This is a genomic window from Bradyrhizobium sp. USDA 4510 (assembly GCF_054059095.1).
On record NZ_JBSSBT010000001.1, the window covers coordinates 3802087 to 3817634 of the forward strand.

Sequence of the window (15548 nt, forward strand, 5' to 3'; positions counted from 1 at the left end):
GCAATATCGCCGATCTTCAATGGGTTACGAGGAGTACTTTGCACGCCGGTCACAGCCGTCTCGTCGTTCTGTCAGCCACGCCATTGCAGCTGACGTCGCCTATTCTGCGCACAATTCTTGTGCAGTCAAGGCTCATGCCTACGGTTTAGACATTCCTATCATCAGTGCAGGTGCACTGCAACAAAATCTGCTTTTCCCACAGTCATCGGCAAACGCTCTGTTTTTGCGCAGCGGTCATGCTAAGGGCTGTGCGCGGCGATCCTCGCCGTCCCCCTCATCCCCGATTCGTCTGTCACTGGTTCAAAATGCCGAAGCCTGAGCGTACCGCAGCCATCCTTGTCGCAGCCGGCCGTGGACTGCGCGCCGGCGCAGGCGGGCCGAAGCAATACCGGACGATCGGCGGACAGACGGTGATCTACCGCGCCATGGAGGCGTTCTCCGGACATCCGGACGTGTTTGCGGTGCAGCCTGTGGTCAATCCTGACGACACCGCGCTGTTCGATGAAGCCGTCGCAGGCCTCCGCCATCGGCCGCCGACGCCGGGCGGCGCGACCCGGCAGGCCTCGGTCCATGCCGGGCTCGAGGCGCTCGCAAGCGAAAAGCCGGACATCGTGCTGATCCACGATGCCGCGCGCCCCTTCGTCACATCAGCCGTGATCTCGCGCGCGATCGCCGCGGCCGGCCGGACCGGCGCTGCGATCCCCGTGATTCCCGTCACCGACACCATCAAGCTCACCGGCGATGCCGGCGACGTCGAGGCGACGCCGGAGCGCGCGCGCCTGCGGATCGCGCAGACGCCACAGGCTTTTCGTTTCGACGTAATATTGGAGGCGCATCGTCGCGCAGCGCGCGATGGCCGCTCCGATTTCACCGACGATGCGGCGCTTGCCGAGTGGGCGGGATTGACGGTTGCGACGTTTGAAGGTGATGCTGCCAACATGAAACTCACCACACCCGAGGACTTCGTGCGCGAGGAAGCGCGGCTCGCAAGCCAGCTCGGCGACATCAGAACCGGCACCGGCTACGACGTGCATGCCTTTGGCGACGGTGACCATGTCATGATCTGCGGCGTGCGCGTGCCGCACACGAAGGGATTCCTGGCCCATTCCGACGGCGATGTCGGGCTGCATGCGCTGGTCGACGCGATCCTCGGCGCGCTGGCCGACGGCGATATCGGCTCGCATTTCCCGCCGAGCGACGCCAAGTGGAAGGGCGCCTCCTCCGACCAGTTCCTGAAATACGCGGTCGAGCGCGTCACCGCGCGTGGCGGACGGATCGCCAATCTCGAGGTGACGCTGATCTGCGAGCGGCCGAAGATCGGGCCGTTGCGCGACACCATGCGGGCGAAGATCGCGGAGATCTCCGGCGTCCACGTCTCGCGCGTGGCGGTCAAGGCCACCACCAGCGAGCGGCTCGGCTTCACCGGCCGCGAGGAAGGCATCGCGGCAACCGCGAGCGCCACGGTCCGTCTCCCGTGGGATGATAAAGGCTGGGACGATAAAGGTTGGGACGATAAAGGCCGGAGTGCCTGACATGGGCGGCAGCGACGCTCGTGCCCTCTCCCGCTCGCTGCTCGACCTGTGCCGGATGCGCAAGCTGACCATCGCGACCGCCGAATCCTGCACCGGCGGCCTGGTCGCGGGTGCGCTCACCGACATCCCCGGCTCTTCCGACGTGATCGACCGCGGCTTCGTGACCTATTCGAACGAGGCCAAGCGGGTCATGCTCGGCGTCAAGGCGGCCACGCTCGAAACGTTCGGCGCGGTGAGCAAGGAAACCGCGACTGCGATGGCGATCGGCGCGCTGGAAAAGGCCGGCGTCGACCTTGCGGTCTCGATCACCGGCATCGCGGGCCCGGGCGGTGCGACACCGGGCAAGCCGGTCGGCCTGGTGCATTTCGCCGTCGCCGCGCGCGACGGCCGCATCATTCATCGTGAGCAGCGATTTGGCGCGATCGGCCGCAGCACGGTGCGGCAGCGCTCCGTGGTCGAAGCATTGCGCATGCTGATGGAGCTTGCGCGCCCGCCGCAGGCCGCCAAGCCGCGTCGCGAGGCGGCCAGCCGGTTGCGGCCAAGGGTGGCCCGGTCGCCGCGGAGCCACGCTGCGAAACGCCGCCGGCCGCCGCGCGGATAGGCCCAACAAGTCGCGCCACGGCCCGCCTTACACGGGCTTGTGTCAACTGCGGCCCGGTGACGCTTAGCTGAAATGGAACTTTGACGCGGCTTCGCCGCTTTATGTTGTTCCAACTCTGCTGTTTCGATTGTTCGTCCAACAGCAAAATCCCACAACAAGGAGAAAATGATGAAGTTGGGAACTTTGGTCGTGGCCGCCATCAGCGCTGGCGCCATGACGCTGTCGACTGTTGTGCCTTCGTCCGCCGCACCACTCGCTCCCGCGCGATTGCAGGATCAGCCTACCTCCGTCGAGCATGTGCAGTATCGTCACTGGCACGGTGGTCCGCGTTACGGCTATCGCGGCGGATACGGCTACCGCGGTGGTTACTATCGCGATCGCGGCAGTAACGGCGCGGCGATCATCGGCGGGCTGGCGGCCGGCGCGATCATCGGCGGCGCGATTGCGGCGAGCCAGGCCAAGGCCAACAACGACGCTTATTGCTCCCAGCGTTTCCGTACCTACGACCCCGCTTCGGGCACCTACATCGCATCCGGCGGCGTGCGGCGATCCTGCCCGTAAGTCGGCGAACGCTCTCCCGCACCATCCGTCGTGCCCGGCCTCGTGCCGGGCATTTGCGTTCCAGAGATGTAGACGAGACGGCTTCGCTACGTCGACAGCTGCGGCTTGCCGTAGACCTGATCCGCGCGCTTCTCGAACGCCGCGGCAAAGCGCGAGAATGCGGCGTCGAACATCGAGCCCATCAGCATCGCCAGCATCCGGCTCTTGAATTCGTAGTTCAGGAAGAAGCCGACATCGCATTCGGTTTCTGACTTCGGCTCAAAACTCCAGCGATTCTCCAGATTGCTGAACGGGCCGCGCAGATATTCGACTAGGATATTCAGATTGGCCCGGTCGAGCGTCACCTTGCTGGTGAAGGTTTCCCGCACCAGTTTGAAGGACACCGTCATGTCCGCCACCACGACCTCGGTGCCGTCGTCCTTGGGCGTGCGCTGGCGGATCTTGAGCGACTGGCATAGCGGCACGAATTCGGGATAGCGCTCGACGTCGGCAACCAGATCGAACATTTGGGGTGCGGTGTGCCGGACCCGCCGCTTGCTTGAGAATCGTGGCATCAGTGGATACTCGCACGGTTTTGCCCGAGTGCGAGGCGCTTCAGATAATCATCCGCCTGCGCCCGATCGGTGAAACAGACCAGCGATTGATCGGGCCGCAAGCCGGCAAAATACTCGATCAGCTTCGGCCGCTGCTGCCGGCGATAGGTCCAGACGTAGCGGAAGAATTCGAGATCGATCTTCTCAGGGCAGCCTTCCGCCATCTCCGGGCGGACCTCGCCATAGCTCCCGGCGATCCGCCTGAAGATACCGAGCATACAGGTCGACCGCGGCAGGTCGAACCAGATGATCGTGTCGGAGAGCTCCCGGCGCAATTCCCCTGCACCATGCCTCATGTAGTTCCCATCCATGATCCAGCGCGGCTCCTGGGCTGCTTCGGTCACGCGGCGCTCGAATTCGTCCCTGCCCGACTCGACCCAGCCCGGTTTCCAGAACAGCGCATCGATCGACACGGTCGGAATCCCTGTCATCGCGGACAGCCGCCGCGCAAAGGTCGACTTGCCGGATCCCGACGATCCCATCACCAGAACGCGCTGCATTGGTCCAGTCCAAGATTCGGTCAAGGTTCGGTCAAGGCCCGATCAAGCAACGGCGCGTGGACGGCGCCGGCCTACCGCCGTTTGCAAAAATCTAGCGGCCGCGGGCCGTGCGCGCCGCCTGCAGTTTGGCGAAATCCTCGCCGGCGTGATGCGACGAGCGCGTCAACGGGCTCGCCGACACCATCAAAAAGCCCTTGGTATAGGCGACGCGCTCGTAGCCTGCGAACTCGTCCGGCGTCACGTAGCGCATCACGGCGTGATGCTTGCGGGTCGGCTGCAAATACTGGCCGATGGTCAGGAAATCGACGTCGGCCGAGCGCAGATCGTCCATCACCTGCAGCACCTCGTGCCGCTCCTCGCCGAGTCCGACCATGATGCCTGATTTGGTAAAGATGGTCGGATCCATCTCCTTGACCCGCTGCAGCAGCCGGATGGAATGGAAATAGCGGGCGCCGGGACGGACCGTCAGATAGCGCGACGGCACGGTTTCCAGATTGTGGTTGAAGACGTCGGGCTTGGCCACGACCACGCGCTCCAGCGCGCCGTCCTTGCGCAGGAAGTCCGGTGTCAGGATCTCGATCGTGGTGCTCGGGCAGCGCGCGCGGATGGCGCGGATGGTCTCGGCAAAATGCTCGGCGCCGCCGTCGGCGAGATCGTCGCGGTCGACCGAAGTGACCACGACATGACTGAGCCCGAGCTTGGCGGTGGCCTCCGCGACGTATTCCGGCTCGCTCGCCTCGAGCGCGCCGGGCATGCCGGTCTTGACGTTGCAGAACGCGCAGGCGCGCGTGCAGGTGTCGCCCATGATCATGAAGGTGGCGTGCTTCTTGTCCCAGCACTCACCGATATTGGGGCAGCCCGCCTCCTCGCACACCGTGACGAGGCCGTTCTCCTTCACGATCCGGCGCGTATCTGCATAGCCGCGCGTGTTCGGCGCACGAACCCGGATCCAGTCCGGCTTCGGCGGCGACACGGCATCCGGCCGGTTGACCTTTTCGGGGTGCCGCGGGCGGAGCTGAGTGGTGGAGATGGTATCGACGATGGTGACCATGGATGCCTGCAAGTCGCGGGAGCATGATCCAGGCAGATCAATGCTCCGAACCAAGGGCTTAGCTAATCGGTGTTGACGCGGCTCGCAACCCGCCCCGCGACCCTAGCAGACCTGCCCATATATTGGCAGTCTTGCGGCCCGTTCCATGCCGATTCCCACCTCAAAATGGCTCAAAAACCCCTACCCATCAGCGCGACCGCGCCGCGCCTCGGCAAGGCGCTGAAACGCTCCTTCTTCGATCGCAGCGTCCACGAGGTCGCCCCCGACCTGATCGGCGCGACCTTCCTGGTCGGCGGCGCCGGCGGCATCATCACCGAGGTCGAGGCCTATCATCACACCGACCCGGCGGCGCATTCCTACCGCGGGCCGACCCCGCGCAACCAGGTGATGTTCGGCCCGCCGGGCTTCTCCTACGTCTACCGCTCCTACGGCATCCATTGGTGCGTCAACTTCGTCTGCGAGGAAGCGGGCTCGGCCAGCGCCGTGCTGATCCGCGCGATCGAGCCGACCCATGGGCTCGCGGCGATGCGCCGGCGGCGCGGGCTGGAAGACGAGCGCGCGCTGTGCTCGGGGCCCGGCAAGCTCTGCGAGGCGCTCGGCATCACCATCGCGCACAGCGAATTGCCACTCGACCGCGCCCCGATCGCGCTCCATGCGCGGACCGAAGCCCCCGAAATCATCACCGGGGTGCGGATCGGCATCACCAAGGCCGTCGACCTGCCCTGGCGCTACGGGCTGAAGGGATCAAAATTCCTCAGCAAGCGGTTTTGAGCACCACGGCGTTATCAGCTATGACGCCTTCTTCAACCGCTCGATCGCCTCGAGAATCTTGGCGCGGCGCTCCGCTGCTGCCGCGCGCTTTTCCTTCTCTTCCTCGACGAGCTCGTCCGGCGCGTTGGCGACGAACTTGTCGTTGGCGAGCTTGGCATCGACCCGCTTGATGTCGGCGTCGGCCTTGCCGAGCTCCTTCTCCAGCCGCGTGCGTTCGGCCGCGAGATCGATCACGCCCTTCAGCGGCAGCGCGACCGCCTCGCCGCGGACAAGGAGCTGCACCGCGCCTTCCGGCGGGTGATCGGCGAACGAGATATCCGACAATCGCGCGAGCCGCTTGATGGTGTCGTTCCAGCGCCGCGCGCGGTCCCGCGTCTCGTCGGAGGCGCCCGCGATCACCAGCGGCGTCAGTGTCGACGGCGGGATGTTCATTTCCGCCTTCACCGACCGCATCGCAGTGACGAGATCGACCACCCAGCCGATCTCGGCCTCGGCCGCGGGATCGCTGAACTCGTCGGCGTCGAGCGCGGCAATCACCGGCGGAATGATCGGATCGACCACCGGACCGGCGGTCGCGATCGCGGCCAGCTGCTCGCCGGTCACGCCCGACTTGCGCGGCCAGGACGCCAAGACCAACAGGCCGTCGCGCTTTGCGGTCACCGCCCACAGCTCCTCGGTGATGAAGGGCATGAACGGATGCAGCAGCTTGAGGATCTCGTCGCGGGTCCAGGCGATCATGGCGCGGGTCTCGGCCTTGGCCGCGCCCTCCTCGCCCATCAGCACGGGTTTCGCGAGCTCAAGATACCAGTCGCAGAACACGTTCCAGACGAAGCGGTAGATCGCGCCCGCGGCATCGTTGAAGCGATGATCCTCGATCGTCTCGGTCACCTCGCGGGTGACGCGCGAGGTTTCGTGCGCGATCCAGCGGTTCAACGTCTCCTTTGCGCCCTTCGGATCGAAACCGTCCGGCTTGACGCACTCGTTCATCTCGGCGAACCGACAGGCGTTCCAGAACTTGGTCGCGAAATTGCGGTTGGTCTCGACCAGATGCGGCGACAGGCGGATGTCATGGCCTTGGGCCGCCTCGCGGGTCAGCGCGAAGCGCAGCGCGTCGGCGCCGTATTCGTCGATCACGCCGAGCGGGTCGATGACGTTGCCCTTCGACTTCGACATCTTGGCGCCCTTCTCGTCGCGGACGAGGCGGTGGATGTAGACGGTCGAGAACGGCGCCTCCTTCATGAAATGGAGGCCCATCATCATCATGCGGGCGACCCAGAAGAAGATGATGTCGAAGCCGGTAACCAGCGTATTGGTCGGGTAGTAGCGCGCGACCTCCGGCGTGTCGTCCGGCCAGCCCAGCGTCGAGAACGGCCACAGGGCCGACGAGAACCAGGTGTCGAGCACGTCCTCGTCACGCGTGATGAAGCCCTCGCGCTTGGCGGGGTCGACCGCCATGTCGTGGCCCTGCTCCGGCGTGATGACTTCCTGCTCGACGTAATAGCCGAGCGCGTGGCCGACCGCCTCTTCCTCGGTCTCGGCGACGAACACCTTGCCGTCGGGTCCGTACCACGCCGGGATCTGATGGCCCCACCAGAGCTGGCGCGAGATGCACCAGGGCTGGATGTTCTCCATCCACTCGAAATAGGTCTTTTCCCAGTTCTTCGGCACGAACGTGGTTTCGCCGGAGCGCACCGCCGCGATCGCCGGCTGCGCCAGCGTCTTGGCGTCGACATACCACTGGTCGGTCAGATACGGCTCGATCACGACACCGGAGCGGTCGCCATGCGGCACCATGTGGGTGTTGGGCTCGATCCGCTCGAGGAAGCCGAACTCCTCCAGCCTTGCGACGATCTTCTTGCGCGCCGCGAAGCGCTCGATCTTGTCAAACTCGGCGGCGAACTCGTCGGCGCCGACAGGCAGGCCGCGCAGATAGTCCTCGTTGCCCACCAGGCTGAGGCTGCCTTCCTGGTCGAGCACGCTGATCTGCGGCAGGCCGTGACGCTTGCCGATCTCGAAGTCGTTGAAGTCGTGCGCAGGCGTCACCTTGACCGCGCCCGAGCCCTTCTCCGGATCGGAATAGTCGTCGGCGACGATCGGAATCCTGCGGCCGACCAGCGGCAGGATGACGTGCTGGCCGACCAGATCGGCGTAGCGCTCGTCGTCCGGATGCACCGCGACCGCGGTGTCGCCGAGCATCGTCTCGGGGCGCGTCGTCGCGACCACGATGAACGATTTCGGATCCTCGGGGCTGAAGCTGCGGCCCTCGATCGGGTAGCGCAGGTACCAGAGATGGCCCCTGACCTCGACCTGCTGCACTTCGAGATCGGAGATCGCGGTGAGCAGCTTCGGGTCCCAATTGACCAGGCGCTTGTCCTTGTAGATCAGGCCATCGCGGTGCAGCTCGACGAACACCTTGACGACGGCGCGCGACAGGCCCTCGTCCATGGTGAAGCGCTCGCGCGACCAGTCGCAGGAGGCGCCGAGACGCTTGAGCTGGTTGACGATGGTGCCGCCGCTCTCGGCCTTCCACTGCCAGACTCGCTCGAGGAACTTGGCGCGGCCCATGTCGCGCCGGCCCGGCTCCTGCCGTTCCATCAGCTGACGCTCGACCACCATCTGGGTGGCGATGCCGGCGTGATCAGTGCCGGGCTGCCACAGCACGTCGCGGCCGCGCATCCGCTCGAAGCGGCACAGGATGTCCTGCAGCGTATTGTTGAGCGCGTGGCCCATGTGCAGCGAGCCGGTCACGTTCGGCGGCGGGATCACAATGGTAAAAGGCGCGGCGTCCTTGCGTTCAGGCCGGCCGGCCTTGAACGCACCGCTCTCCTCCCAGATCCGGGCCATCCGGTGCTCGATATCGGCGGGCTGGTAGTTTTTCTCGATCATGACAATGCGCTGTGGACCATGGAAAGCGTTAGAAAGCCGCCGGAGCGCACCAAGTCAACCGGACCGGTACGTCAAATCGACGTTTAGGGCATTTGGGGAGCTGATTGAGGGCCGCCAGGCCCAACGGCGGGAGCCAGCCTCGCGCCGGCTGCGCTGCTAACGCCGCGCGCAGCTAGCGCCCGCGGGATACCCGCTCGATCTCGGCCTTGACGATCCGCTCGACCAGCCCGGGCAGATTGTCGTCCAGCCAGGACTTCAGCATCGGCCGCAGCATCTCCTTGACCAGATCCTCGAGCGTCCGCGCATTGTTGCTCAGCACGGTGTTGGCCAAAGAGTTGAAGGCCGACTCGACGGCCCGCATCGTGGTTCCCGAGATGATCTGCTGCATGGGCGCGGTCTCGATCGCCGGCGGCTCCCGGGCCGGTTCCGGCGCCCGGCTCCGCGCTTCCGTGAACTCGAGGTCGTCCTGCGGCTCGACCTTGCGGAACGACGGCGCGGCGGCCGGGTCCGGCAGCGCCATCTCGTCGGTGAGTTCGAACACGTCGGCTTCGGGCTGGGCCGCGGGCTGCGGCGACGGCCTGATCTCGGCTGCGGGCGTCGCCTCATCGAGGCTGGCGAGCAGCGAGTCGATATCGTCCTGACTGTTGCTGGCCGCCGGTGCCGGCGCAGGCGGCGGTGATTTCGGCGCCGGCGCGGCGGCCTTCGCGGCCGGTGGCGCTGCGGACGGCGGGCTCTTCATCGCGGGCTTGGCTGCTGGTGCTGGCTCGACCTTCGGCGCCGGGGCTGCAGCGGCGGCCGCAGGCTTCTCGGCCGCGGCCGGCTTCGCCTCGTCGTCGGCAATGATGCGACGGATCGACGCCAGGATCTCCTCCATCGAGGGCTCTTGGACCTTCGCAGGTTGCGTCATCTCCGACTCCACATCGAAACGAATTTACATCAAGCCCGAGAGGATTCGCCGGTTCCGATGATGCGGGCAGAGATTTTCATTGCTCCCGCCCGACTTGTCCCCAGATCAAGCCCGCCCGAGGCTTTGTGCAAGCTTCGTGTCGCCCAATGCAGCGTGATCACAGGGGGCGTCGCACCTGTCATCACGCTACGCCGGCGCGCCGCGAATCGCCTTGCTGCCCGACAAAACGGTATGTCAGGCCAATTATCGAATGCAAGCAAACGCGCCTGTTTGTGGTCCTGATTAACTCAGAACCACAAACGTGACGCGACAAGCGATGACGATGCGAAGGTGTTTAGCGGCCGTCGGGCGTGCGTACGCCGGCCCAGTTGTCACGAACCTGCTGGTAATGCACGCTCGGATCGTAGACGTTGGTCGAAAGCCCGAGCACCTGCGGCGACAAGCGGCCAACCGCGCTCAGCACGTTATAGGACGCGACGACGCGGTCGTGCTGCGCGGTGACCAGCGCGTTGCGCGCGTTGACGAGCGCCTGCTGCGCGTTGAGCACGTCGAGCGTGGTGCGCTGACCGGCCTTGGCCTCTTCGCGCACGCCGTTCAAGGCGATCTCCGACGCGGTCACCTGCGCCTGTGCCGACGCCACCTGCGACTTGCCGGCGACCAGCTGGCCCCACGCGGTGACGACGTTGGCGCGCGCCTGATCGCGGGTCTGCTCGAGCACGAGGCGCTGCTGCGCCAGCGATTCCTTGGACTGGCGGATCAGCGAGTATTCCGCACCACCCTGGTAGAGCGGCACCGACAGCTGGACCGCCGTTCCCGCGCTGAATGTGCGCTGGCTGATCAGGGTCTGCTCGTATTGCTGCTGCACCGACGTTTGCAGGTTGACCGACGGGAACAGCGCACCCTCGCTGACCTTGACCTGCAGGAAGTTGACGTCGACGCCGTACATCGCCGAGGTGACGTTCGGATTCTGGGTCAGGCTGAGATCGACGGCGGCCGCAAGCGTCGTCGGCAGGAAGCGGTCGACCGGCGAGCCCGGCGCGAGATTCTGCGGCTCGTTGCCGATGATGCGGCGGAAATTCGATCGCGTCGTCGTCAGGTTCGATTCGGCGGTGAGCTGCTGGGTTTTACCTGCCGCGAGCTGCGCTTCGGATTGCGCGACGTCGGTCCGCGTCACTTCGCCGACATTGAAGCGGTCCTGGGTCTGCTTCAGCGTCTGTTCCAGCACGCGCGTGTTGCTGCGCTGAACTTCGACGATGGCGGAGTCGCGGAGATAGTCCATGTAGATCGTGGCCGCGCTCAGGATCACGGTTTGCTCGAGCACACGCAGGCCCTCGCGCGCCGCCGAGACCTGGCTTTCGGCCGCGCGCACCCTGGGCGCGGTCTGCGCGTTGAACAGCGATTGGTTGACCGTGAGGCCTGCGCTGCGCGGCGCGTTGGCGCCATGGATTTGGGTGCGGACAAGATTGTTCGCGTCGCCGCCCTGTGTCGTCAGCGTATCGGTGTATTGATACCCCGCGCTTGCCGTCAGTGCGACTTTCGGGCGGTAGCCCGACAGTGCCTGCGGAACGTTCTCGTCAGTTGACCGCACCTGCGCGCGTTGCGCGTTCAGCTGGGGATTGTTTTGGTAGGACCGCACCAGCGCGGCCTCGATTGTATCGGCGAGTGCGGGCACAGGGCCCATCTCCGCCAACAGAAGGACGGCAGTCGCAGCCGCGGTGACAACCTTCACCCCACGCATCCCCGGAAATCCAATCATTGTAGTCGCCGTCTCCCACACGCAAATCAGTCCGGCGGTCGCTTCAGTCGAAGTGAGTCCCGCCTCACCTTAGTCCGCAGCTAGGCCCAACGGAACTACCCCGCAACGGAACACGGTCGAAACTCTTCACATGGGGCAAACGGGCCACACTTCTGATTCGGAACGGGATTTTATCAGCCGGTGCGCCGCCATCGCGGTCAGAAGACGAAGGCGGGAACTCGCTCGAATCCGGGTAAAACGGGAGCCGAGGCGTCGAACAGCTCGCGATGGCCGAAATCCCCGTGGGAGTGCGTCACCAGGGTGGCGCGCGGCGGCGGCAACAGGCCGAACACCCCGACCAGCCGGCCCCCCTCCTTGAGTTGGCCGAACAGCCCGGTCGGGACGATTTCCGTCGCACCATTGAGGATAATGACGTCAAACGGGGCGCCCGCGGCATCGCCATCGGCGGCCGCGGCCGCTTTGACCGTGATATTCTGGATCCCGAGCTCGGCGAACGCCGTGGTCGCCTTTGCGGCAAGGGCCGGATCGCTTTCGGTCGCGCTGACCTCTGCGGCAAAGCGCGCCACGACGGCGGCGGCGTAGCCGGTCGCGCAGCCGACCACGAGGACGCGGTCGGTGGCCTTGATCTCGGCGGCCTGGAGCATCCGGGCGAGCAGCGCCGGCGTGATCAGGCAGCGCCTCGTCGCACCGCCCTCGGCGACATCGAGGTCGAGGTCGAGATAGGCCAGCGCCTGCTTGCTGGCCGGCACGAAGACCTCGCGCGGCACGGTCAGCATGGCATCGAGAATGCGATCATCGGTCACGTCGCTCGGACGCACCTGACCATCGACCATATACTGGCGCGCGGTCGAAAAACCGGTCATTGGCGGAGACCCTGCAAGTCGCGGCATTGCCGCTGGAGAAGCTAGAACAGGGCCATCTTTTGGAACAAGCTCCGCCAAAACGCAACACGCCGCTGGCGTGCAAAACGCGCTCCCAAAACGCGCTCCAAGGCGCAGTCTATTCGATCGTGACGGCGAGCCGGCCGATCAGGCGGGCCACTTCATCGAGATGCTCGGAATCATGCTCCTCGACGGCCCTCGCGAGCCGGCGGACGCACTCGTCGTCACTGATGTCGGGGGCATCGCTCGGAACGAGCGTCGGCTGCGGCATCGACAGGTCGATCAGGTTAATGGCCATCAAAATCACCTCTCAAGACCCGGCGGGAGCAAGTGTCGACGGCTATTGAGTCGATTTGACGACGTTTTCGGCCTGTCCGCTGCGGACCACGGGCTTGTGATGGCGATTTGGGGGATCGATGGGGCCAGACCAAACTGGCTCCCCGGGCTGGATTCGAACCAGCGACCATTCGATTAACAGTCGAATGCTCTACCGCTGAGCTACCGAGGAATAGGCGAACATCTGTTCGCGAGCGGGCAGCGTATAACAAAGCCTTTCGGCCTTGCAAAGAACCAAATGGCCCCTCCGGCGAAACTTTAGCGCGCACGGTAAGCCTCTGCGATACAAGGGCTTACCTATCGCCCGGCGTGCAACATGCCCAGCCCGCCGGCCCGGCCGCGCTCCCGCGGGCGCCTGGAAACACCGCCAGCGCGGCGGTCGCACCGCGCCCGCGATTCTGTAAGGGGCGCCACGGCCCAGTTCCTCTCGCAAACGGGGTTGGCTACCGCCCGGCGATGGCAACGATGAACAGCGCGGTCGCGGCCAGCGATGCAATGGTCCGCACGTGGTTCCAGAAGGTCCAGTCGGTCAGATAGCGCGCCCAAACCGACGCCGCCGACGTGCCCGCCGGGTCAGAGGCCGCAAGCTGATCATTCAGCGGCACATTGAAGACGACGGTGACGACGAACATGCCGACCACGTAGAGGCCGCCGCCGCAAATCATCGCAACCGCGCCCGGCTCCTGCCATCTGAGCCCGCCGAGCACGGCCAGCACGGCGCAGGACAGCGTGGTGCCGAGGAACACCGGCATGAACGGCGAGCGGACGATATCGACATTGATCGCGTTCATCGCCGAGATGCCGGCGGCCTGATCGATGCGGCCGAGCGCGGTCATGACGAAAGCCGAGAACGCGAAATAGAGCCCAGCGAGCAGGCCGCAGCCGAGCGCGGAAAACCAAAGCAAGCCCGAGGTCAGGATCTGGCGCATCGTTCCGCCTCCAAATGCGAGATATACTCGTATTTGTGAAATGCGATAAACTCTCGTATTAGAGCCGTCAACCCCGATCGCAGGGAAGCGAAAGATGTCGAGACGAAAGGCCGCATCCGTGGAAGTCGCCCTGCCCGGGCTGGCGCGGCTTGCCCCGACCCAGCAGCGCAGCCGCGAGCGCTTCGAGCGCATCCTCGCCTGTGCGACCGAGATCATGGCGGAAAAGGGCAGCGAGGCTTTCCGCATGAGCGACGTCGTCGCGCGCAGCGGCGTCGCATTCGGCTCGCTCTATCAATATTTCCCGGACAAGGCCGCGATCATCGGCACCCTGGCCGAACGCCATAACGCGGTCGGGCGCGATTGCGTCAGGCGCGATCTGGCCGCGGTGACGACCGCGCGCGACCTGCACCCGGCGCTGTGCAGGATCGTCGACAGCTACTACGAGATGTTCATGCGCGAGCCTGTCATGCGCGACATCTGGCAGGCGACGCAAGCCGACCGCGCCCTGCAGAAGCTCGATGCGGACGACATGGCCGTGCTCTCCGGCCTGTTGTCCGACGCGATCAGGCGGATTGCGCCCGACATGCCGACTGCCGCTCTCGCCACCTTTTCCGCCCTGACCATGACACTGATCGCAGCCGCCGTGCGTCACACGATCACGCTGCCACCGAGGAAGGCGCGGCAGGCGCTGACGCAGTTCAAGACCATGCTGCCGCACGACCTCGCCAGTCTGGCATGACGGCTCCGGCACGAGCGTTGGGAATATTCCCTGTACAGAAACGATAGATACGGGCGCATACGGCTTACGCCGTTCGCGTCAGCAGGAGCCGAGGATCGTGCGGCATGCGACTGGTCCCCACCGTGCGATACTTGCCTCCATTGTCACGTCTCCCTAAAATTCCTGCGATATTTGACGGCTATGAATACCGCCGGGAATCCCGGCAAGAGTTTTTAGAAAGTTGTGATTTGTTTCACACGAGGTGCGGCCATGCCGACCTAGGTTCCCGAAGGGATCACCAACGATTCATTAACCAAAGCGGGCGCCATCGTTCTTTTCATAAAATTCGAACGAATCGCTCAATCCGGACCGAAGACTGTTTTGCGACCATGGCGCTCTCGAACCTCGGAGAGCGTGATGAGCGAAGTCGAATTTGATCTGCTGCTGGACGCCGTGCGAACGGCGATCGCGCCCATTGCTCAGGAGGATTTCGTGGCTCAGCCCTCGCCCCGCATTCAGCCGCCACCGCGCGCGGCCAATGACAACCAGGCGCCGTGGCCGCTGATTCCGTTTCCTGAAGGTTGGTACGCCGCGAGCTAATGCGGCTTCTCATTGACTGGCTGCAAGCCATTGATGAGATGAGTGGAGGCCACGACCAGAATTGAACTGGTGTACACGGTTTTGCAGACCGTTGCGTAACCACTCCGCCACGTGGCCCCTTGCGGCGCACTTCATATACGCCCTCTCCGAGATAGGCAACCAAGCCGGACGGCTAACGCCGGCGTCTGCGAAAGTCCCGCTTCTTCGGTTTTGGCGCCAATTCCGGCATTTTGGCCTGCACTTCGCGGAATCTCGCCAGCATCCGCTCGAAACTATTAGTTAACGTTGCGGCAATATCCGGCCGCTTCTCCAGCCCCGCCAGCAGGATCGCGGCCGCCTCAATGGTGGACAGGCCGTCGCGGCGCGGTTCCCGCCGCAGTCTGCCGTAGAGCGAGGGCCGTTTCGGCCCGAGAATCACCCGCTGACACTTCAGCATCCAGGCATTGCGCCACCACAGCGCCTTGGCCTGGCTCCAGGTGCCGTCGAGCAGCACGATGCCCTCGATGTCGGAGAGGATGGCGCGCTGATGCGGCTCGAGCTCGCCCTTGCGGTTGATCGCAACGATCTCGGCATCGGTATCGAGGTCTTCGACCTTGGCGGAGCCGAGATAGAGCGCCGCCCAGCGTGACGGATCGGGTACCGGCCGGCCGAGCGCCTTGGCCAGGCTCGGCCAGGACAGCCCGATCCGCACCACGGCGTTTTCGAAATGCTGTTCCAACAGTCGCGCGGTGCCGAGCGCCCTGTCCTGCTCCTGCGGATGGATCAGGATCAGGAGCTGGATGCGGCTCTCGATCGGCGTGACGCTGTCGCAGATGCACAGCGGCAACGGCTTGCCGCAATGCGCGCACTCCTCGATCTCGGCGACAATATCGGTTTTTGCTTCGGTCGGTTCGGACATCGCTCCGCTATACGCTTGCAATCGTGCA

Annotated in this window: 16 protein-coding genes and 2 tRNA genes; 6 read left to right on the forward strand and 12 right to left on the reverse strand. The window is 64.9% G+C overall.

Annotated elements, in window-relative coordinates:
• Window positions 1-305: 305 nt before the first annotated feature.
• The 3 genes from ACVMDN_RS17330 to ACVMDN_RS17340 all read left to right on the forward strand — a co-directional run bounded on the left by ACVMDN_RS17330 (window position 306) and on the right by ACVMDN_RS17340 (window position 2694).
• Window positions 306-1532, forward strand: coding sequence for a bifunctional 2-C-methyl-D-erythritol 4-phosphate cytidylyltransferase/2-C-methyl-D-erythritol 2,4-cyclodiphosphate synthase (locus tag ACVMDN_RS17330; RefSeq protein WP_076828778.1), 1227 nt, complete (start codon window positions 306-308; stop codon window positions 1530-1532).
• 1 nt (window position 1533) lies between these two features.
• Window positions 1534-2133, forward strand: a complete 600-nt coding sequence (locus tag ACVMDN_RS17335; RefSeq protein WP_038386736.1) for a CinA family protein — start codon at window positions 1534-1536, stop codon at window positions 2131-2133.
• A gap of 165 nt (window positions 2134-2298) precedes the next feature.
• Complete coding sequence (locus ACVMDN_RS17340; RefSeq protein WP_168856409.1) at window positions 2299-2694, forward strand: BA14K family protein; 396 nt, start codon at window positions 2299-2301, stop codon at window positions 2692-2694.
• An 86-nt stretch (window positions 2695-2780) separates the two neighbouring features.
• Here ACVMDN_RS17340 and ACVMDN_RS17345 read toward each other — a convergent pair whose 3' ends face one another.
• The 3 genes from ACVMDN_RS17345 to lipA all read right to left on the reverse strand — a co-directional run bounded on the left by ACVMDN_RS17345 (window position 2781) and on the right by lipA (window position 4838).
• Entirely contained in the window at window positions 2781-3248 is a 468-nt protein-coding gene (locus tag ACVMDN_RS17345) for a type II toxin-antitoxin system RatA family toxin (protein ID WP_076828775.1), read from the reverse strand.
• The gene (locus ACVMDN_RS17350; protein WP_253623861.1) at window positions 3248-3787 is read right to left on the reverse strand and encodes a P-loop NTPase family protein; all 540 of its coding nucleotides are present in this window, start codon (window positions 3785-3787) and stop codon (window positions 3248-3250) included. The genes ACVMDN_RS17345 and ACVMDN_RS17350 overlap by 1 nt, the downstream gene beginning before the upstream one ends.
• A 91-nt stretch (window positions 3788-3878) precedes the next feature.
• Entirely contained in the window at window positions 3879-4838 is a 960-nt protein-coding gene (gene lipA / locus ACVMDN_RS17355) for a lipoyl synthase (RefSeq protein ID WP_076828772.1), read from the reverse strand.
• 165 nt (window positions 4839-5003) lie between these two features.
• Between lipA and ACVMDN_RS17360 the strand changes: the two genes are divergently transcribed.
• Window positions 5004-5609: a DNA-3-methyladenine glycosylase gene (locus ACVMDN_RS17360; protein ID WP_456835099.1), complete on the forward strand. Its 606-nt coding sequence runs from the start codon at window positions 5004-5006 to the stop codon at window positions 5607-5609.
• An 18-nt stretch (window positions 5610-5627) separates the two neighbouring features.
• Here the strand turns inward: ACVMDN_RS17360 and ACVMDN_RS17365 are convergent, their stop codons facing one another.
• The 7 genes from ACVMDN_RS17365 to ACVMDN_RS17395 form a co-directional block, all read right to left on the reverse strand.
• The gene (locus ACVMDN_RS17365) at window positions 5628-8495 is read right to left on the reverse strand and encodes a valine--tRNA ligase (protein WP_168856412.1); all 2868 of its coding nucleotides are present in this window, start codon (window positions 8493-8495) and stop codon (window positions 5628-5630) included.
• A 172-nt stretch (window positions 8496-8667) separates the two neighbouring features.
• Window positions 8668-9402 carry a PopZ family protein gene (locus ACVMDN_RS17370; protein ID WP_057016568.1) on the reverse strand — a complete coding sequence of 245 codons (735 nt, stop codon included), beginning with the start codon at window positions 9400-9402 and terminating at the stop codon, window positions 8668-8670.
• Window positions 9403-9736: 334 nt separating this feature from the next.
• Window positions 9737-11140, reverse strand: a complete 1404-nt coding sequence (locus ACVMDN_RS17375) for a TolC family outer membrane protein (protein ID WP_057016567.1) — start codon at window positions 11138-11140, stop codon at window positions 9737-9739.
• A 215-nt stretch (window positions 11141-11355) separates the two neighbouring features.
• Window positions 11356-12021 (reverse strand): protein-L-isoaspartate O-methyltransferase family protein, encoded by a 666-nt coding sequence (locus ACVMDN_RS17380; protein WP_076828767.1) that lies wholly within the window; start codon window positions 12019-12021, stop codon window positions 11356-11358.
• Window positions 12022-12157: 136 nt separating this feature from the next.
• On the reverse strand, window positions 12158-12337 hold the full coding sequence (locus ACVMDN_RS17385) for a hypothetical protein (RefSeq protein ID WP_050404540.1): 180 nt from the start codon (window positions 12335-12337) through the stop codon (window positions 12158-12160).
• A 135-nt stretch (window positions 12338-12472) separates the two neighbouring features.
• A tRNA-Asn gene (locus ACVMDN_RS17390) sits at window positions 12473-12547 on the reverse strand.
• Between the two features lie 271 nt (window positions 12548-12818).
• Complete coding sequence (locus tag ACVMDN_RS17395; protein ID WP_456835098.1) at window positions 12819-13304, reverse strand: anthrone oxygenase family protein; 486 nt, start codon at window positions 13302-13304, stop codon at window positions 12819-12821.
• Between the two features lie 94 nt (window positions 13305-13398).
• On the opposite strand from ACVMDN_RS17395, the gene ACVMDN_RS17400 reads away from it, so the two are divergent.
• Window positions 13399-14043 (forward strand): TetR family transcriptional regulator, encoded by a 645-nt coding sequence (locus tag ACVMDN_RS17400; protein ID WP_168856415.1) that lies wholly within the window; start codon window positions 13399-13401, stop codon window positions 14041-14043.
• A gap of 396 nt (window positions 14044-14439) precedes the next feature.
• On the forward strand, window positions 14440-14622 hold the full coding sequence (locus ACVMDN_RS17405; protein WP_024584196.1) for a hypothetical protein: 183 nt from the start codon (window positions 14440-14442) through the stop codon (window positions 14620-14622).
• A 43-nt stretch (window positions 14623-14665) separates the two neighbouring features.
• Here the strand turns inward: ACVMDN_RS17405 and ACVMDN_RS17410 are convergent.
• Together ACVMDN_RS17410 and ACVMDN_RS17415 are read right to left on the reverse strand one after the other, a co-directional pair.
• Window positions 14666-14739, reverse strand: a tRNA-Cys gene (locus tag ACVMDN_RS17410).
• A 55-nt stretch (window positions 14740-14794) separates the two neighbouring features.
• A complete protein-coding gene (locus ACVMDN_RS17415) occupies window positions 14795-15520 on the reverse strand; it encodes a tRNA-uridine aminocarboxypropyltransferase (protein ID WP_168856416.1) in 726 nt (241 codons plus the stop codon).
• Window positions 15521-15548: the final 28 nt, after the last annotated feature.